This window comes from Achromobacter deleyi (assembly GCF_016127315.1).
Taxonomy (GTDB): domain Bacteria; phylum Pseudomonadota; class Gammaproteobacteria; order Burkholderiales; family Burkholderiaceae_B; genus Achromobacter; species Achromobacter insuavis_A.
Window position 1 is genome coordinate 5,057,369 of record NZ_CP065997.1, and the last position, 14,785, is coordinate 5,072,153.

General features: G+C 69.7%; 16 protein-coding genes and 1 pseudogene. 15 read left to right on the plus strand and 2 right to left on the minus strand.

The window, feature by feature from the left end; translation table 11 throughout:
• Window positions 1–57: 57 nt before the first annotated feature.
• Window positions 58–624 carry a hypothetical protein gene (locus I6I07_RS22915; protein WP_198483842.1) on the minus strand — a complete coding sequence of 189 codons (567 nt, stop codon included), beginning with the start codon at window positions 622–624 and terminating at the stop codon, window positions 58–60.
• Between the two features lie 307 nt (window positions 625–931).
• Here I6I07_RS22915 and I6I07_RS22920 point away from each other — a divergent pair, with 307 nt between their 5' ends.
• A complete protein-coding gene (locus I6I07_RS22920) occupies window positions 932–1,765 on the plus strand; it encodes a DUF4189 domain-containing protein (protein ID WP_198483843.1) in 834 nt (277 codons plus the stop codon).
• Between the two features lie 84 nt (window positions 1,766–1,849).
• Here the strand turns inward: I6I07_RS22920 and I6I07_RS22925 are convergent, their stop codons facing one another.
• Window positions 1,850–2,776 carry a LysR family transcriptional regulator gene (locus I6I07_RS22925; RefSeq protein ID WP_198483844.1) on the minus strand — a complete coding sequence of 309 codons (927 nt, stop codon included), beginning with the start codon at window positions 2,774–2,776 and terminating at the stop codon, window positions 1,850–1,852.
• Window positions 2,777–2,869: 93 nt separating this feature from the next.
• On the opposite strand from I6I07_RS22925, the gene pcp reads away from it, so the two are divergent.
• From pcp to I6I07_RS22990, 14 genes and pseudogenes are all read left to right on the plus strand, one after another.
• Window positions 2,870–3,517, plus strand: a complete 648-nt coding sequence (pcp, locus tag I6I07_RS22930; RefSeq protein WP_198483845.1) for a pyroglutamyl-peptidase I — start codon at window positions 2,870–2,872, stop codon at window positions 3,515–3,517.
• A gap of 13 nt (window positions 3,518–3,530) precedes the next feature.
• On the plus strand, window positions 3,531–4,418 hold the full coding sequence (locus I6I07_RS22935; protein ID WP_198483846.1) for an alpha/beta fold hydrolase: 888 nt from the start codon (window positions 3,531–3,533) through the stop codon (window positions 4,416–4,418).
• Window positions 4,419–4,526: 108 nt separating this feature from the next.
• Entirely contained in the window at window positions 4,527–5,552 is a 1,026-nt protein-coding gene (locus tag I6I07_RS22940; protein ID WP_420094517.1) for a Bug family tripartite tricarboxylate transporter substrate binding protein, read from the plus strand.
• A gap of 105 nt (window positions 5,553–5,657) precedes the next feature.
• Window positions 5,658–6,497: a transporter substrate-binding domain-containing protein gene (locus I6I07_RS22945; protein WP_198483847.1), complete on the plus strand. Its 840-nt coding sequence runs from the start codon at window positions 5,658–5,660 to the stop codon at window positions 6,495–6,497.
• A gap of 31 nt (window positions 6,498–6,528) precedes the next feature.
• Window positions 6,529–7,389 carry a transporter substrate-binding domain-containing protein gene (locus I6I07_RS22950; RefSeq protein ID WP_198483848.1) on the plus strand — a complete coding sequence of 287 codons (861 nt, stop codon included), beginning with the start codon at window positions 6,529–6,531 and terminating at the stop codon, window positions 7,387–7,389.
• Window positions 7,386–8,807, plus strand: a complete 1,422-nt coding sequence (locus I6I07_RS22955) for an FAD-binding oxidoreductase (RefSeq protein WP_198483849.1) — start codon at window positions 7,386–7,388, stop codon at window positions 8,805–8,807. Before I6I07_RS22950 ends, I6I07_RS22955 begins: the two co-directional genes overlap by 4 nt.
• Window positions 8,804–10,048 carry an aminotransferase class I/II-fold pyridoxal phosphate-dependent enzyme gene (locus I6I07_RS22960; protein ID WP_198483850.1) on the plus strand — a complete coding sequence of 415 codons (1,245 nt, stop codon included), beginning with the start codon at window positions 8,804–8,806 and terminating at the stop codon, window positions 10,046–10,048. The genes I6I07_RS22955 and I6I07_RS22960 overlap by 4 nt, the downstream gene beginning before the upstream one ends.
• Window positions 10,045–10,782, plus strand: a complete 738-nt coding sequence (locus tag I6I07_RS22965; protein ID WP_198483851.1) for an amino acid ABC transporter permease — start codon at window positions 10,045–10,047, stop codon at window positions 10,780–10,782. Before I6I07_RS22960 ends, I6I07_RS22965 begins: the two co-directional genes overlap by 4 nt.
• A gap of 137 nt (window positions 10,783–10,919) precedes the next feature.
• A pseudogene (locus I6I07_RS31940) lies at window positions 10,920–10,973 on the plus strand (hypothetical protein); the annotation flags it as partial.
• Window positions 10,974–10,996: 23 nt separating this feature from the next.
• Window positions 10,997–11,590, plus strand: coding sequence for an amino acid ABC transporter permease (locus I6I07_RS22970; RefSeq protein WP_420094594.1), 594 nt, complete (start codon window positions 10,997–10,999; stop codon window positions 11,588–11,590).
• Complete coding sequence (locus I6I07_RS22975) at window positions 11,577–12,428, plus strand: amino acid ABC transporter ATP-binding protein (protein WP_198483853.1); 852 nt, start codon at window positions 11,577–11,579, stop codon at window positions 12,426–12,428. The genes I6I07_RS22970 and I6I07_RS22975 overlap by 14 nt, the downstream gene beginning before the upstream one ends.
• A 24-nt stretch (window positions 12,429–12,452) precedes the next feature.
• Window positions 12,453–13,079 carry a cysteine dioxygenase family protein gene (locus I6I07_RS22980; protein ID WP_198483854.1) on the plus strand — a complete coding sequence of 209 codons (627 nt, stop codon included), beginning with the start codon at window positions 12,453–12,455 and terminating at the stop codon, window positions 13,077–13,079.
• The gene (gene metC, locus I6I07_RS22985) at window positions 13,076–14,281 is read left to right on the plus strand and encodes a cystathionine beta-lyase (RefSeq protein WP_198483855.1); all 1,206 of its coding nucleotides are present in this window, start codon (window positions 13,076–13,078) and stop codon (window positions 14,279–14,281) included. Before I6I07_RS22980 ends, metC begins: the two co-directional genes overlap by 4 nt.
• 122 nt (window positions 14,282–14,403) lie before the next feature.
• A complete protein-coding gene (locus tag I6I07_RS22990; protein WP_198483856.1) occupies window positions 14,404–14,751 on the plus strand; it encodes a VOC family protein in 348 nt (115 codons plus the stop codon).
• Window positions 14,752–14,785: the final 34 nt, after the last annotated feature.

Consider the following 14,785-nt stretch of genomic DNA (forward strand, 5'->3'; position numbering starts at 1 on the left):
CCCGCCGCCATTATCTGCCTGCATGGGCGGCGTGTTTCACACGGCCGCCCGGGGCCCTTATTTCACGACATAATTCTTGGCTTCGTTTTCACCGGCCCATTTGCGCAAGGCGGCGATGAATTCCGGGCAGACGTTGCCGTCGACGGTGGAATCGACGATGACGCTGTCCTTCATGCGCATCAGCACCTTGCATTCGTAAATACGGCTGCGGCCCTGGTAATAACCGCTGCTGCTTTGCTGGAATACCGGCGTCGCCGCGGTCGTGTTGGTGGCCGGGATCATGCCGACCACCTGCTGGCTGGTGCCGGTCGTGACCCATTCCTGGTACGGCGCCGACTGGTAGTCGGACCACTCCAGTTCCATGGTGTTGCCGATCGCGCGCTTCTTGGAAGGCTCGCCCAGCGCCGCGATGGCGTCGTCGATCGAGCGGCCCTGCATGTTGCGGGCGACGTTGACGCTGGGAGAGAACGACAGGCCTTCCGAGAAAACCCGGCTCAGCGACGGCAGCGACGAACTGCCGCCGGAGGGCATCGGCGCGCACCCGGCCAGGCTGGCGGCGGCGATCAGGCTGGCGGCCAGGCGCAGCGGCGGGCGGCGGGCGGAAAGGGGCAGGGGGAACGTCATGGCGTGCGGTCGGTGCTCCGTGGCGGCCGGGCGCGGCGGCTGCGATCGCAGGCCGGGCGCGCCGGGCGTTTTGTGTCTCTTCGTGACAGGCCGGATCTGCACGGCATGTGACGGGAGAGTGATTGCAGACTGACAGCCTGCTTACGAAATGTCCGCCATTTTCACCGGAAAACGGGGCCAGCTTCCCCCTGTCAGCTGTGAAATTTGTTACTCAATATGCCTGGGCGGCGTCGGCAAAGGGGACGGACCGGGGAAACCGCTTGCTAAGATCGTGGCCGCTGAATCCACCCGATCCGGAACCCGAACGATGATATTTGCCCGATTTTCTCCGATTATCCGCGCCGCGCTCGGCGCGCTGGCGTTGATGGCGGGCCTGTTCGCGCCGCAGGCGCATGCCGACAAACTGTACGGCGGCATCGCGACGGATGGAAAACACGCCAAGATCTATTGGGCGCTGCCGGAGGATTCCGAAAAGGCGGCCGAATCGGCGGCGCTGGCGGCGTGCCGCAAGGGCGGCGGCAAGGACTGCAAATCGCTCAGCTGGTTTTCGGACAGCTGCATGACCTATGCCCGCAACACCTCGAACGACCTGTTCCCGGGCAACAGCGTGTCGCCGGAAATGGCGGCCAAGAAGGCGATCCGACGCTGCACCGCCGGCAGTCCCAACGGCAAATGCTGGCTGACCACGATGCCGCTGTGCGTGGGACCCGGCTACAGCGCGCAGGACGTGGCCGCGGCCAGGCAGGCCACGCCGGCCGAGCTGGAGGCGCTGTCCGCCAAGCTGAACGACCGCGAGTACTGGGGCGCCGTCGCCGAAATGGAGTCGGGCGACCTGACCTACGCGGATGGCTATCCCAACGAGAAGGACGCCATCAGCAAGCTGCTGGATTGGGAAGAGTGCGTCGGCTGCACCAAGGTGCTGACCTACCGCGACAGCTGCGTCGGCCTGGCCTGGATCAAGGGCGTGAAGGGCCGTGGCACCAGCTACACCGCGCTCGATCCCGATCCGAAGGCGGCGCGCGACGCGGCGCGCAACACCTGCAGCGCCAAGAGCGGCCTGCCCAATTGCGTGGCGATGGTGCGCTGCTCGGGCCGTCCCTACATCAGCGGCTATGCCGGCGAGGACGAAAAAGCCAATTGATTTCGCCATGAGGCGGCAGCGCGCCGCGTGGCACGGCGAGCCGGCACCCGGGAACGGGGCCGGCTTTTTTCATGCCGGCCCGGTTCATTCCCGCAAGCGCGCGGCGGCGTCCCGGACCACCTGCTGCAGCCACGCCAGCGCCGCGTCGCCGGGCGCGCGCCGGCTGCACACCATGTCGATATCGAAAGGGCCCGGGTCGACTTCGGGCGGCAGCGGCCGCAGGGTCAGGCCGTCGCCCGCCAGCCGCAACGCGGCGCGCCGCGCCAGCGTGGCGATCAGGTCGGTGCCTTGCACCGCATGCGGCAGCGCGACGATGTGGGCGAAGGTGCAGGCCACCCGGCGCCGCTGCCCCAGCCGCGCCAGGCTGGCATCCACCACCCCGCGCGCCGAGCCATCGTCGCTGGGCGTGAACAGCGCATGCGGTAGCGCCACGTAGCGCGCCAGGTCCAGCTTGCGGCCACGCAGCGCGGGGTGATGCTTGTCCGCGATGCAGACGAAATGCTCCTGGTACAGGCGTTCGCGCAGCATGCGCTTGGGCGGCGCCAGGTGGCCACCGATCGCCAGGTCGACGCTGCCGTTGTCCAGCTGTTCATACAGGGCGGCGCGGTCGAGCCGCGCGATGCGCAGGTCGATGCCGGGGGCGTCGCGCCGCAGCGCCGCGACGATGTGCGGCACGATCACCACGTCGGCGTAGTCGCTGGCCGCCACGGTGAAGCGGCGGCCGGCCGCGGCCTGGGGATCGAAGCCGGCGCCTTGCGCCAGCGCCTGGCGGATCTGGTCCAGCGCTGCGCTCACGGCCGGCATCAGCGCGACGGCCTTGGGCGTGGGCTGCATGCCGTCGGCGGTGCGCAGGAACAGTTCGTCCTGGAACAGCAGGCGCAGGCGCCCCAGCGCGCTGCTGACCGACGGCTGGGCGCGGTTGATGCGCTGGCCGGCCAGGGTCACGTTGCGGGTGTCGTAGAGCGCCTCGAAGGCGACCAGCAGGTTCAGGTCGACGGCGGAAAGATTCATGCCATCAATAATACGAATAGCGATTATGGATTTCAACAATTCCATGGCGCGGTCCTACCATGGCTGGCAGCAATTGAATCGAAGGACTGCGCAATGACGACCGTATTGATTACCGGCATCGAACCGTTCGATGGCGAAACCCTGAACCCGTCGTGGGAAGCCGTGCGGCGGCTGGATGGCACCCAGGTGGCCGGCGCCACCCTGGTGGCGCGCCAGCTGCCATGCGTGATCGGCAAGGTGGTGGGCGTGTTGCGCCAGGCCATCGAGGACACGCAGCCGGACCTGGTGATCTGCCTGGGCCAGGCCGGCGGGCGCAGCGACATCTCGATCGAGCGCGTCGCGATCAACGTGGTCGACGCCCGCATCCCCGACAACGAAGGCCGCCAGCCGATCGACGAGCCGGTGGTCGCGGGCGGCCCGGCCGCCTATTTCTCGACCCTGCCGATCAAGGCCATCGTGCGCGATCTGCGCCGCGCGGGCGTGCCGGCGTCGGTGTCGTCGACGGCGGGCACCTACAACTGCAACACCATCTTCTATGGCCTGGCGCACTACATCGCCACCGAGCGCCCGGCGTTGCGCGGCGGCTTCGTGCACGTGCCGTACCTGCCGGAGATGGCGGCCCATCACCCCGGCCAGCCCAGCCTGGCGCTGGAGACGCTGATCGAGGGCGTGAAGGTGATGGTGGCGACCTCGCTGGCGGTGACGGCGGACATCAAGACCAGCGGCGGCGCGCTGCATTGAACGGAGACGGACGATGGATACTTTCAAGGACGCCGACGCCTTCGCGCTGGACGGCGTGCCGTTCCGCCACCGGCAGGTGCGGGTGGACGGCCTGGGCTATCACGTGGTGGAAGGCGGCGCCGGGCCGGCGCTGATCCTGCTGGCGGGGTTTCCGCAGAGCTGGTACGCGTGGCGCCGGGTCATGCCGCTGCTGGCGCCGCATTTCCGCCTCTATGCGGTGGACCTGCCCGGGCAGGGCGACTCGGACAAGCCGCTGGACGGCTACGACACCCGCACGGCGGGCGAGCGCCTGCGGGCGCTGTTCCACACGCTGGGGCTGACGCGCTACGCGCTGGCCGGGCACGACATCGGCGCCTGGATCGCCTATCCGTACGCGACGCGCCACGCCGACGAGGTCGAGCGGCTGGTGCTGTTGGACGCGAACATCCCCGGCGTGACGCTGCCCGCCAGCTTCGAGCTGGGACCGGACAACTGGAAGCGCTGGCATTTCCTCTTCAATACCGTGCCGGACCTGCCCGAAGCGCTGCTGCAGGGCCGCGAGCGGGTGCTGATCGAGTGGTTCTTCAGCCGCAAGACCGCCAATAAGCCGGGCGTGTTCAGCCGCGCCGACCTGGATGAGTACGAGCGGGTCTACCAGACGCTGGGCGGCTTGCGCGGCATGCTCGGCTATTACCGCGCGGCGCACCAGTCGGCCGAGCAGAACCGGGCGCTGCGCGAGACGCCGTTGACGCTGCCGGTGCTGGCGCTGGGCGGCGAGCACGGCAGCGCGCCCGACCTGCACCAGGCGCTGGGGCCGCTGGCGCGCGACTTGCGCGGCGGGGTGCTGGCCGATTGCGGCCACTATCTGCCGGAAGAGCAGCCGCGCGAACTGGCGCGGCGCATGCTGGCGTTCCTGGCGTAGCCGCCGCAGCATACGGCTGCCCCAGCATTTCCACATTGCGTATCGGTATTTGTCCGGCGCACGGCGCGCTCCTATCCTGGCCTGCTTGGAATTTCCGCAGGGAGCAGGATGATGGGCAATCGACGCAGGTCCCTCTTGAAGGCCGCGTTCGGCCTGGCCGGTGGCGTGGTGGTGGGCGCGGGCCTGTTGAGCAACATGACCGGCGCCGCGCCGGCCGCCACGGACGACGCCACGCGCTATCCGAGCCGGCCGGTCAAGCTGATCGTGCCGATCGCGGCCGGCGGCAGCGCCGACAAGCTGGCGCGCACCGTGGCGCAGAAACTGAGCGAGAAGTGGGGGCAGAGCGTGGTGGTGGAGAACCAGCCGGGCGCCAGCAGCGCCATCGGCAATGCCGCGGTGGCGCATGCGCGCGGCGACGGCTACACGCTGCTGCTGGGCGGCGATGCCTTGTCGCTGAACGCGCTGCAACCCGCCAAGCCGCTGTACGACCCGTTGCGCGACCTGCGCGGCGTGACCAAGGCGGTGGTGAATCCGCAGCTGCTGGTGGTGCGTCCGGGACTGGGCGTGAAGACCTTCCAGGAATTCGTGGCGCTGGTGCGCAGCCGGCCCGGCGAGATCTCGCTGGCGCTGCCTGGCGGCAACGGCAGCCTGCAGCACCTGGCGGTGGAACTGCTCAACGAACGCATCGGCGCCAAGACCAACCAGATTCCCTATCCGGGCGGCGGGCCGGCCACGCTCGACGTACTGGGCGGCCACGTGGATGCCATGCTGATCACGCTGGCCGCGGCCACCGAGAACGTGCGCTCGGGCAAGCTGGTGGCGCTGGCGGTGACCACGCCGTACCGCTCCAAGGCGCTGCCGGAGGTGCCGACCATGCAGGAGGCGGGCCTGGCCGATTACGCGGTCGAGAGCTGGCAGGGCTTCGTGGTGCCGGCCTCGACCCCGGCGGCGTTGGTCGAGCGCATCCATCGCGATGTGGTGGCCGTGCTGCGCGAACCGGAGACCGCCACGCTGCTGGAGAACCTGGGGTTCGCCATCGCCGCCAGCACGCCCGAGGCGGTGGACCAGACCGTGCGCGACGACATCGCGACCTATCGGCGCGTGATCGCCACCGCCGACGTCAAGCTCCAGTAGGCGCGCCGCAACAGGGGTTTCATATTCATATCTGAAAGTCTTCTTTGTGTTGTGCGGCGGCGGACCGCAGCATAGAACTCCGTTCAATGCCTACGACACAACAACATGAAGACTCGCAATATCTCCGGCCGTATCCTGCAGGCGGCCGTCGCGCTGGCCCTGGCGGCCGGCGCCGCCGGCGCCCATGCCGATGCCACGCTGAACAAGATCAAGGAACGCGGCACCGTCACCATCGGCGTGCTGGCCAACGGCGGCGTGTTCGGCTCGATCGACCCGGCCACGCAGCAGCTGGTCGGCTGGAATCCCGACCTGGCGCGTGAACTGGCCAAGGGCCTGGGCGTGAAGGCCGAGCTGGTGCAGGTGCAGACCGCCACCCGCACGCAGTTCCTGATCTCGGGCAAGGTCGACCTGCTGATCGCGTCGATGGAGCTGAACCCCGAACGCGCCGAGATCCTCGGCTACGCGCCGACGCCGTTCTTCCGAGTGGGCGGCGCGGCCGCCACCCGCAAGGACAGCGGCATCGCCAAGTGGGAAGACCTGCGCGGCAAGCCGGTCTGCGTGTCGCAGGGCAGCAGCTTCGCGCGGCCCCTGCAGGCCGACTACGGCGCGGTGGTCAAGGGCTACAAGAGTTCTTCGGACTCCCTGCTGGCGCTGCGCGGCGGCCAGTGCGTGGCCGCGGTGCACGATTCGACCCTGATCCATCCGCTGCTGCGCAGCAATCCCGAATGGGCCGACTATCACGCGCCCATCGCCACGGAAGTGCTGCCGGCCAATTCGGTGGTCTGGACCCGCAAGGGCGAGGCCGACACCATCGCCGCCGTCGACAAGGTGATCCAGGGCTGGCACCGCAGCGGCTGGCTGATCGCCACCGAGAAGCGCCTGGACATCCAGCCGCCGCAGCCGCTGCTGCAGGAACTGCACGACAAGTACAAGCAGGGCAGCTGAGCCTCGCGCCCGCCCGTGTTGGAAAAGACCGATGAATAGACAAGCAATCAAGTGGGCCGCCGCGCTGGCGCTGGCGTCCCTGGCGACGGCGGCGCACGCCGACGCCACCCTGGACCGCGTCAAGCAGCGCGGCAAGCTGGTGGTGGGCGTGGACGGCGCCAGCCCGCCGTTCGGCCTGCTCGATCCGGCCACCGGCAAGGTGGGCGGCTTCCAGACCGAGCTGGGCCGCGATATCGCCCAGCGGCTGGGCGTGACGCTGGAAACGGTGCCGGTGACGGCCTCGACCCGGGTGCAGTTCCTGCAGGCCGGCAAGGTCGATCTGCTGATCGCCAACATCCAGTGGACCCAGGAGCGCAGCGAGATCCTGAGCTACGCGCCGACGCCCTACAACCTGGTCGGCGGCGCCGCCATGGTGTCCAAGCGCAGCGGCATCAAGCGCTGGGAGGACCTGAAGGGCAAGGTGGCCTGCGTGTCGCAAGGCAGCAATTTCGCCAAGCCGCTGCAGGACACCTATGGCGCGGTGGTCAAGGGCCTGCGCAACATCCCGGAATCGCTGCTGGCGCTCAAGGGCGGCAGCTGCGACGCCTCGGTGCACATCCAGCCGGCGCTGTACGAGACGCTGCACGGGCCCAATGGCAAGGAATGGGAGGGCTTCGAACTGGCCACCCCGGACCAGCTGATCCCGTCGCCCACGGTGATCTGGACCCGTCGCAACGAGGCCGATACGCGCGCCTTCGTCGATGGCGTGATCCGCGACTGGCACAAGTCCGGGCTGCTGGTGCGGCAGGCCGACAAGTTCGGCGTGCCGGCCGACTACCTGCGGCAGGCCAACCGCGACGCGCAGGCCGGCAAGTTCGACAGCGCGCCGCCCGAGGCGCAGGCCAAGCCATGACCACGGCCGCCGACGACACCTTGCTGGCCGCGCTGCGAGCGCGGCTGGGCGCGGACTGGGTGCTGACCGGCGCGGAGGCGGCGCCGTTCCTGACCGACCAGCGCCGCGTGCTGCACGGACAGGCGCTGGCGGTGGCGCGCCCGGCCGATGCCGACGGCGTGGCGGCGGTGCTGCGGTTGTGCAATGCCGCGCGCGTGCCGGTGGTGCCGCAGGGCGGCAATACCGGCCTGATGGGCGGCGCCACGCCGGACGCCAGCGGCCAGGCCGTGGTGCTGTCGCTGGGCCGCCTGAACCGGGTGCTGGGCATCGATACCGACAACGACACCATCACGGTGCAGGCCGGCTGTGTGCTGGCGCAGGTGCAGGAGGCGGCCAGCCAGGCCGGCCGCCTGTTTCCGCTGAGTCTGGGATCGGAAGGCAGCTGCACCATCGGCGGCAATCTCGCGACCAACGCCGGCGGCACGCAGGTGCTGCGCTATGGCAACGCGCGCGAGCTGACGCTGGGGCTGGAGGTGGTGACGGCCGAGGGCGAGGTCTGGAACGGCCTGCGCGGATTGCGCAAGGACAACACCGGCTATTCGCTGCGCGACCTGTATATCGGTAGCGAGGGCACCCTCGGCGTGATCACCGCGGCCACGCTCAAGCTGTATCCGAAGCCGGCCGAGCAGGGCAGCGCCCTGGCCGGGCTGCCGTCGATCGAGGCGGCGCTGGGGTTCCTGTCGCTGGCGCGGCGGCGCCTGGGCGCGCAGCTGACGGCGTTCGAACTGATCGGCCGGCCGGTGCTGGAACTGGTGGCGCGCCACGTGCCGGACCAGCCGCAGCCGCTGCCGGCGCTGGCGCAACCCTGGTACGCCTTGCTGGAGGTCTCCGCCAACGAGGCCGGCGCGGCGGACGCCTTGCAGCGCCTGGCCGAGGCGGCGCTGGGCGAGGGCTTGCTGGAGGACGCGGCCATCGCCCACAGCCTGCAGCAGGCCGCGGCGTTCTGGCGGCTGCGCGACGAGGCCATCGGCCTGGCGCAGGCGCGTGACGGCGGCAACGTCAAGCACGATATTTCGGTGCCGGTCTCGCGGATTCCGGCCTTCCTGCAGGGGGCCGCGCAGGCGCTGCGCGCGCTCGACCCGGGCCTGCGGCCGATGGCGTTCGGCCACCTGGGCGACGGCAACCTGCACTACAACGTGTCGCACGACCCCGCCGGCCCGGTGGCGCGCCTGTTCGCCAACGAGGCCCGCATCCATGACCTGGTGCACGCCCAGGCCCATGCGCAGGGCGGCTCGATCAGCGCCGAGCATGGCATCGGCCAGGTCAAGCGCGACGCCTTGCCCCATTTCAAGAGCCCGCTGGAACTGGCGCTGATGCGCCGCGTCAAGCAGGCGCTCGATCCCCTGAACCTGATGAATCCCGGAAAGGTCCTGTCATGACTGAATCCCTGTTTCCCGGCGTGTTCTCGCGCCGCGCCCGCGGCGTCGAATTGTCGCCCATCGCCGCGGCCGGCGCGCGCGCCGCGCGGCTGGCGGCCGAGGGCCGCTCGATCGTGGTGCTGACCTCGGGCGAGCCCGATTTCGACACGCCCCAGGCCATCAAGGACGCCGCCGCGCTGGCGCTGGCGCAAGGCCAGACCAAGTACACGCCGACCGCCGGCACCGCCGCGCTGCGGCGCGCCGTGGCCGATGGCTACCGCCAGCGCCATGGCCTGCCGACCGAGGCGGCCAACGTCATCATCTCCAACGGCGGCAAGCAGGTGATCTACCTGGCGCTGGCCGCCACGCTGGACGAGGGCGACGAGGTGATCGTGCCGACGCCGTACTGGCCCACCTTCCTCGATTCGGTGCGGGTCAACGGCGGCACGCCGGTGCTGGCGCCGACCGCCGAGGCCGATGGCTTCAAGCTGACGCCGCAGGGCCTGCGCCAGGCGCTGACCGCGCGCACCAAGTGGCTGATCCTGAATTCGCCCGGCAATCCGTCGGGCGCCGTCTACAGCGAGGCCGAACTGGCGGCGCTGGCGGCGGTGCTGCGCGAGCATCCGTCGGTGCTGGTGCTGTGGGACGAGATGTACGAACAGATCTGGTTCGAGCAGGCGCCGGCGCACCTGCTGCGCGCCGCGCCGGACCTGGCTGGACGCACGCTGGCGGTGAACGGCGTGTCCAAGGCCTACGCCATGACCGGTTGGCGCATCGGCTGGGGCGTGGGCCCGGCGGCGCTGATCGGGGTGCTGGAGGCGGTGCAGTCGCAGGTGTCGTCGGGCCCCAGTTCGCTGGGCCAGGCCGCCGCGCTGGTGGCGCTGCAGGGCGTGGCCGACGATTTTGTCGATAACGCGCGGCTGGCCTATGCGCGCCGGGCGCGGCTGATCGTGGACGGCCTGGGCGCGGTGCCTGGCTTGAGCGTGGCGGCGCCGCGCGGCTCGTTCTTCGCCTGGATCGGCGTGGCCGGCCTGATCGGCCAGGTCCGGCCCGATGGCGGCGTCATCGCCGACGATGGCGACGTGGTCGACTGGCTGCTGGAGGCCGAAGGGGTCGCGGTGGTGCGGGGCGCGGCCTACGGCCTGTCGCCGTATTTGCGGCTGTCGTTCGCCGCGTCGGACGCCAAGCTGGCCGAAGCCGTGACGCGTATCGGCCGCGCGGTGGCGGCCCTGCGGCCGGCGGCATTGGAGGCGGCCGCATGATCGAACAGGCATTGCAGGCCTGGGTGCATTTCTTCAAGCCCCTGGGCCTGAACTACAGCTTCGTGCTGGACCCGGGCGAATTGTCGGCCTTCGGCCACGGCCTGCTGGTGACGCTGCAATTGTGCGCCTGGACCATTCCCGTCAGCCTGCTGTTCGGCGTGCTGATCGCGGCCGGGCTCACCAGCGGCCGCGGCTGGCTGGCGCGGCCGCTGCAGGCGTTCGTCGAACTGACCCGCAACACGCCGACGCTGGTGCAACTGTATTGCGCCTTCCTGGTGCTGAACATGCTGATCACGCAGAAGCTGGGCGGCGGCAGTCCGATCACGCCATTCATGTGGGTGGTGATCGTGGTGGCGCTGCACAAGGGCGTGTTCCATGCCGAGGCGCTGCGCGCCGGCATCGAGGCGGTGCCGTCGGTGACGCTGGAGGCGGCGCGCTCGCTGGCCTTTTCGCGCCGCCAGATCCTGGCGCAGGTGCAGTTGCCGCTGGCGCTGCGCTTCGCGCTGCCGGCGCTGGTCAACAACCTGGTGGACCTGGTGAAGATGACCGCGATCGCCTCGGCCATCGCGGTGGGGGATGTGACCTACGAGTCCATCATGATCTGGTCGCACCGCGACAACGTGCTGGAGCTGCTGCTCCTGATCCTGCTGTATTTCGGCCTGCTGACCTGGCTGGTGAGCGTGGGCGGACGCTGGCTGGAAACGCGCTTGAGGATGCCCGGCTATGGCCAATGAACTGGCATTGAATGGCGCTAACGCGCGCCGCGCGGGCGGCGGCTGGCTGGCGCTGCTGCGCGATCCGTGGGTGGTGCTGCTGCTGGCGCTGGTCGCGCTGGGCGTCGCCTGGGCGCTGACCGACAGCGCGCCGGCCGCGGTGCGGCACCTGTGGCATTGGTCGCCGGCGCTGCTGCGCGGCCTGGGCATGAACGTGCAGATCAGCGTGCTGGCCATGGCGCTGGGCACGGCCGCGGGGCTGGTGGTGGGCGCGCTGTCGCTGTCGCCGTCGGCGCTGCTGCGGCGGTTGACGCGCGTCTACGTGCTGGCGTTTCGCAACGCGCCGATCCTGGTGCTGGTGTACTTCACCACCTATGTGTTCCCGTTCGAACTCAACCTGGGCGGCTGGAACCTGCCGTTCCCGGACTGGATCAAGGTGGTGATCGGGCTGGGCCTGCCGGCCAGCGCCAATGTCGCCGAGATCTTCCGCGGGGCGATCCAGTCGATCCCCGAGGCGCAATGGGAAGCGGCGCAGTCGCTGGCGTTCCGGCGTTCGCAGATCTTCCGCATGATCGTGCTGCCGCAGTGCGTGCGGCGCATGTTGCCGTCGTGGATGAACCTGTACGCCAGCATCACCATGAGCACCTCACTGGCCTCGCTGGTCGGCGTGCACGACCTGGTCGACACGGCCACGGTGGCCAGCAACACGGTGGCGCGCAGCGACTTCACCATCCTGGTCTATTTCACGCTATTGGCGCTGTTCTTCGCCTATTGCTATCCCATCGCGCGCTGGACGCGCCATCTGGAACGACGCTATGCGCATCACTGACCGCGGCGGCCACGCCGCCACCGACACCCCGCTGGTGCGCCTGCGGGACGTGCACCTGGCATTCGGCCAGACCGAAGTCCTGAAGGGCATCGACGTCGAGGTCCGGCCCGGCAACGCCGTGTCCATCATCGGTCCGTCGGGCTCGGGCAAGTCCACCATCCTGCGCTGCATCACCGGCCTGTTGCGGCCACAGCGCGGCGAGATCGAGGTCGGCGGCGTGCGCGTCGACGGCCTCAAGACCGAGTCCGAGCTGATCGCCTTGCGCAAGCGGGTGGGCTTCGTGTTCCAGCAATACAACCTGTTCCCGCACCTGAGCGTGCTGGAGAACCTGGTGATCTCGCCCATCAAGGTCAACGGCCAGCCGCGGGCCCAGGCCCAGGCGCTGGCGCGCGAGCTGCTGGCCAAGGTGCGCATGGACCACAAGGAAAACGCCTATCCGGGCGAGCTGTCGGGCGGCCAGCAGCAGCGCGTGGCCATCGCCCGCGCGCTGGCCCTGCGGCCCGAACTGATCCTGTTCGACGAAGTGACCTCGGCCCTGGATCCGGAAATGGTGGGCGAGGTGCTGACCGTGATCCGCGACCTGGTGCAGGACGGCCTGACCTGCGTGCTGGTGACGCACGAGATGCGCTTCGCCCAGGAGGTGAGCGACACGGTGTACTTCACCGAGGCCGGCCGCATCGTCGAGCATGGCCCGCCGGCCCGCATCTTCGGCCAGCCCGACAGCGAGCGCACCCGCGCCTTCCTGCAGCGCGCCTCGGCCGAACCGCCGGTGCGGCGCGCGCAAGCCGATCCGATCGATGCCTACCTGACCTTTGACCCGCTGCGCCTTGCAGTGTGACGCCTTTCCGACCCCGGAGCCGACATGACCACCGAATCTTCCGTTTCCCTCGAACGCCGCCAGCGGGTGCAGGACGCCCTGGCCGACATCCGCGGCCTGCTGGCCGCCGCGCCGCTGACCCGCGACCTGCTGGCGCAGGTCACCACCCGCCTGGAACAGCTGGCGCAGCAGCGCGCGCTGTTTCCCGCGGCCGAATTCGCGCCGCCGGCGCCGGGGCAGGGCGTGGGCGCCTCGACCCGTTATCGCCTGAACCCGGACGACGCCGCTGGCGAGCCCGCGCTCTACCTGAATTCGATCAACCCGGGCAAGACCACCTTGCCGCACAACCACACCACCTGGGCGGTGATCGTGGCGTTGTCGGGCCAGGAACTGAACCGCGTCTACCGCCGCAGCGACGATGGCTCGCAGGCGGGCCGCGCCACGCTGGAGCAGGTGCGCGAAGTGGTGGTGCAGCCGGGTCAGTCGGTGTCGTTCCTGCCGGACGACATCCACAGCATCCACGTCACCGGCGACGAGCCGACCCTGCATTTCCACCTGTACGGCCAAGCGCTGGAGACGCTGTCGGGCCGCATCGGCATCGACCTGGCCACCGGCGAGATCGTCAACTACAACGCCACCCAGATGAAGCCCGGCCAGGAGCAGCGCGCATGAGCCTCGATCACGCCCACGTGCAGACCCGGCTGGTCCACGCCGGCAGTCCCGACCTGAAGCAGGGCGCCGGCCCGGTCAACGTGCCGGTGGTGCGCACCAGCACCGTGCGCTTTGCCGACACCGCCACCCAGGCGGCGCTGAGCAGCCAGCGCGCCGCCGGCGAACGCGTCGCCACCTATGGCCGCCACGGCCTGGACACGCACCAGGCGCTGGAGGCGGCGGTGGCCTCGCTGGAAGGCGGGCATCGCAGCATCCTGGCGCCGTCCGGCCTGTCGGCCATCGTGCTGGTGCTGCTGGCCACGCTGGCCCCGGGCGAGCACGCGCTGGTGTCGGACAGCGTCTATTCGCCGGTGCGCCGCGTCGACAAGGCGCTACTGCAGCGCTACGGCATCGAGGTCGAGTACTTCTCGCCCGGCCGCGACGACCTGGCCGAACGCTTCCGGCCCAACACGCGGCTGCTGTACCTAGAGTCGCCCAGCTCGCTGCTGTTCGAGGTGCTGGACCTGCCGGCGCTGGCGTCCGAGGCGCGCAGCCGCGGCGTGGTGGTGGCCACCGACAACACCTGGAGCGGCGGCCTCTACTACCAGCCGCTGGCGCTGGGCGCCAACATCTCGATCCAGGCCGCCACCAAATACCTGGCCGGCCATTCGGACGTGATGATGGGCGTGGTCACGGTCGACAGCCCCGAGCTGGCGCGGCGGGTCGGCGCCACCTACGACGCGCTCGGCCTGGCGGTGGGCGCGGACGACGCTTACCTGACGCTGCGCGGCCTGCGCACGCTGGACGTGCGCCTGGCGCGCCACCACCAGAACGCGTTGAGCGTGGCGGAATACCTGTCGCGCCACGCGGACGTCGAGCGGGTCTATTACCCGGCCTTGCCGCAGGATCCCGGCCATGCGTTGTGGCGGCGCGATTTCAGCGGCGCCAGCGGCCTGGTGTCGTTCGCGTTGCGGGCGGACCAGCCGGGCGCGGCGGCGCGCTTCATCGACGCGCTGCGCTACTTCTCGATCGGCGCGTCGTGGGGCGGCTACGAGAGCCTGGCGCTGGAGGCGGCGCCGGAGCGGCTGGCCGAGCACAGCGTGTGGCAGGGCGGCCATGAAGTGGTGCGCCTGCACATCGGCCTGGAGCATCCGCTGGACCTGGTGGAGGACCTCGACCGGGCCTTCGGCGTGGTCCGCGACGGCCTGCGCCGCAGCGCCTGACGCATATGCAAATGACTGCATTTCCTTAGGGATTCTGATTATGTAGAAGCAATTACAACCTCTTTGTCCGGTTGGACCCCCGGGGTCTAGAATTTGCCTTGTTCCAAGGTTGGCGGCAGGGCATGTCCTCTATTTCTTCGATCGGATCGGTACAGCTTTCCTTCGCGGCGCGGCAGCTGGACGCCGTGCGCGAGTTCTACCGCGGCACCCTGGGGCTGGATGAAATGCCGGTCCCGGACGGGCGCCTGCTATTCGCGCTGGGCGACGCGACCCTGTCGCTGTCGCCCGTGGCCGAGGTGAACCGCGAGGTCAGGGCCGACTACCTGGCCATCCGCACTGGCGCCTACGACGACATCCTGCTGCGCCTGCGCGACGCCGGCTATCACCCGGTCTGTTCGCTGCCCGACGCCTCGCCGCGCGTCATGTACGTCAAAGATCCCAGCGGCAACCAGCTGGCCTTTCTCGGCTAGGCCTCGTGCTCGGCTCCCTCACACAGGCCTCGGC

Coding starts and splice junctions, on each gene's coding strand:
- I6I07_RS22915 (WP_198483842.1), bottom strand. CDS start 624: ATGACGTTCCCCCTGCCCCTTTCCGCCCGCCGCCCGCCGCTGCGCCTG.
- I6I07_RS22935 (WP_198483846.1), top strand. CDS start 3,531: ATGGATACTTTCAAGGACGCCGACGCCTTCGCGCTGGACGGCGTGCCG.
- I6I07_RS22980 (WP_198483854.1), top strand. CDS start 12,453: ATGACCACCGAATCTTCCGTTTCCCTCGAACGCCGCCAGCGGGTGCAG.
- I6I07_RS22940 (WP_420094517.1), top strand. CDS start 4,527: ATGATGGGCAATCGACGCAGGTCCCTCTTGAAGGCCGCGTTCGGCCTG.
- I6I07_RS22960 (WP_198483850.1), top strand. CDS start 8,804: ATGACTGAATCCCTGTTTCCCGGCGTGTTCTCGCGCCGCGCCCGCGGC.
- I6I07_RS22975 (WP_198483853.1), top strand. CDS start 11,577: ATGCGCATCACTGACCGCGGCGGCCACGCCGCCACCGACACCCCGCTG.
- I6I07_RS22965 (WP_198483851.1), top strand. CDS start 10,045: ATGATCGAACAGGCATTGCAGGCCTGGGTGCATTTCTTCAAGCCCCTG.
- I6I07_RS22945 (WP_198483847.1), top strand. CDS start 5,658: ATGAAGACTCGCAATATCTCCGGCCGTATCCTGCAGGCGGCCGTCGCG.
- metC (WP_198483855.1), top strand. CDS start 13,076: ATGAGCCTCGATCACGCCCACGTGCAGACCCGGCTGGTCCACGCCGGC.
- I6I07_RS22955 (WP_198483849.1), top strand. CDS start 7,386: ATGACCACGGCCGCCGACGACACCTTGCTGGCCGCGCTGCGAGCGCGG.
- pcp (WP_198483845.1), top strand. CDS start 2,870: ATGACGACCGTATTGATTACCGGCATCGAACCGTTCGATGGCGAAACC.
- I6I07_RS22920 (WP_198483843.1), top strand. CDS start 932: ATGATATTTGCCCGATTTTCTCCGATTATCCGCGCCGCGCTCGGCGCG.
- I6I07_RS22990 (WP_198483856.1), top strand. CDS start 14,404: ATGTCCTCTATTTCTTCGATCGGATCGGTACAGCTTTCCTTCGCGGCG.
- I6I07_RS22970 (WP_420094594.1), top strand. CDS start 10,997: ATGGCGCTGGGCACGGCCGCGGGGCTGGTGGTGGGCGCGCTGTCGCTG.
- I6I07_RS22950 (WP_198483848.1), top strand. CDS start 6,529: ATGAATAGACAAGCAATCAAGTGGGCCGCCGCGCTGGCGCTGGCGTCC.
- I6I07_RS22925 (WP_198483844.1), bottom strand. CDS start 2,776: ATGAATCTTTCCGCCGTCGACCTGAACCTGCTGGTCGCCTTCGAGGCG.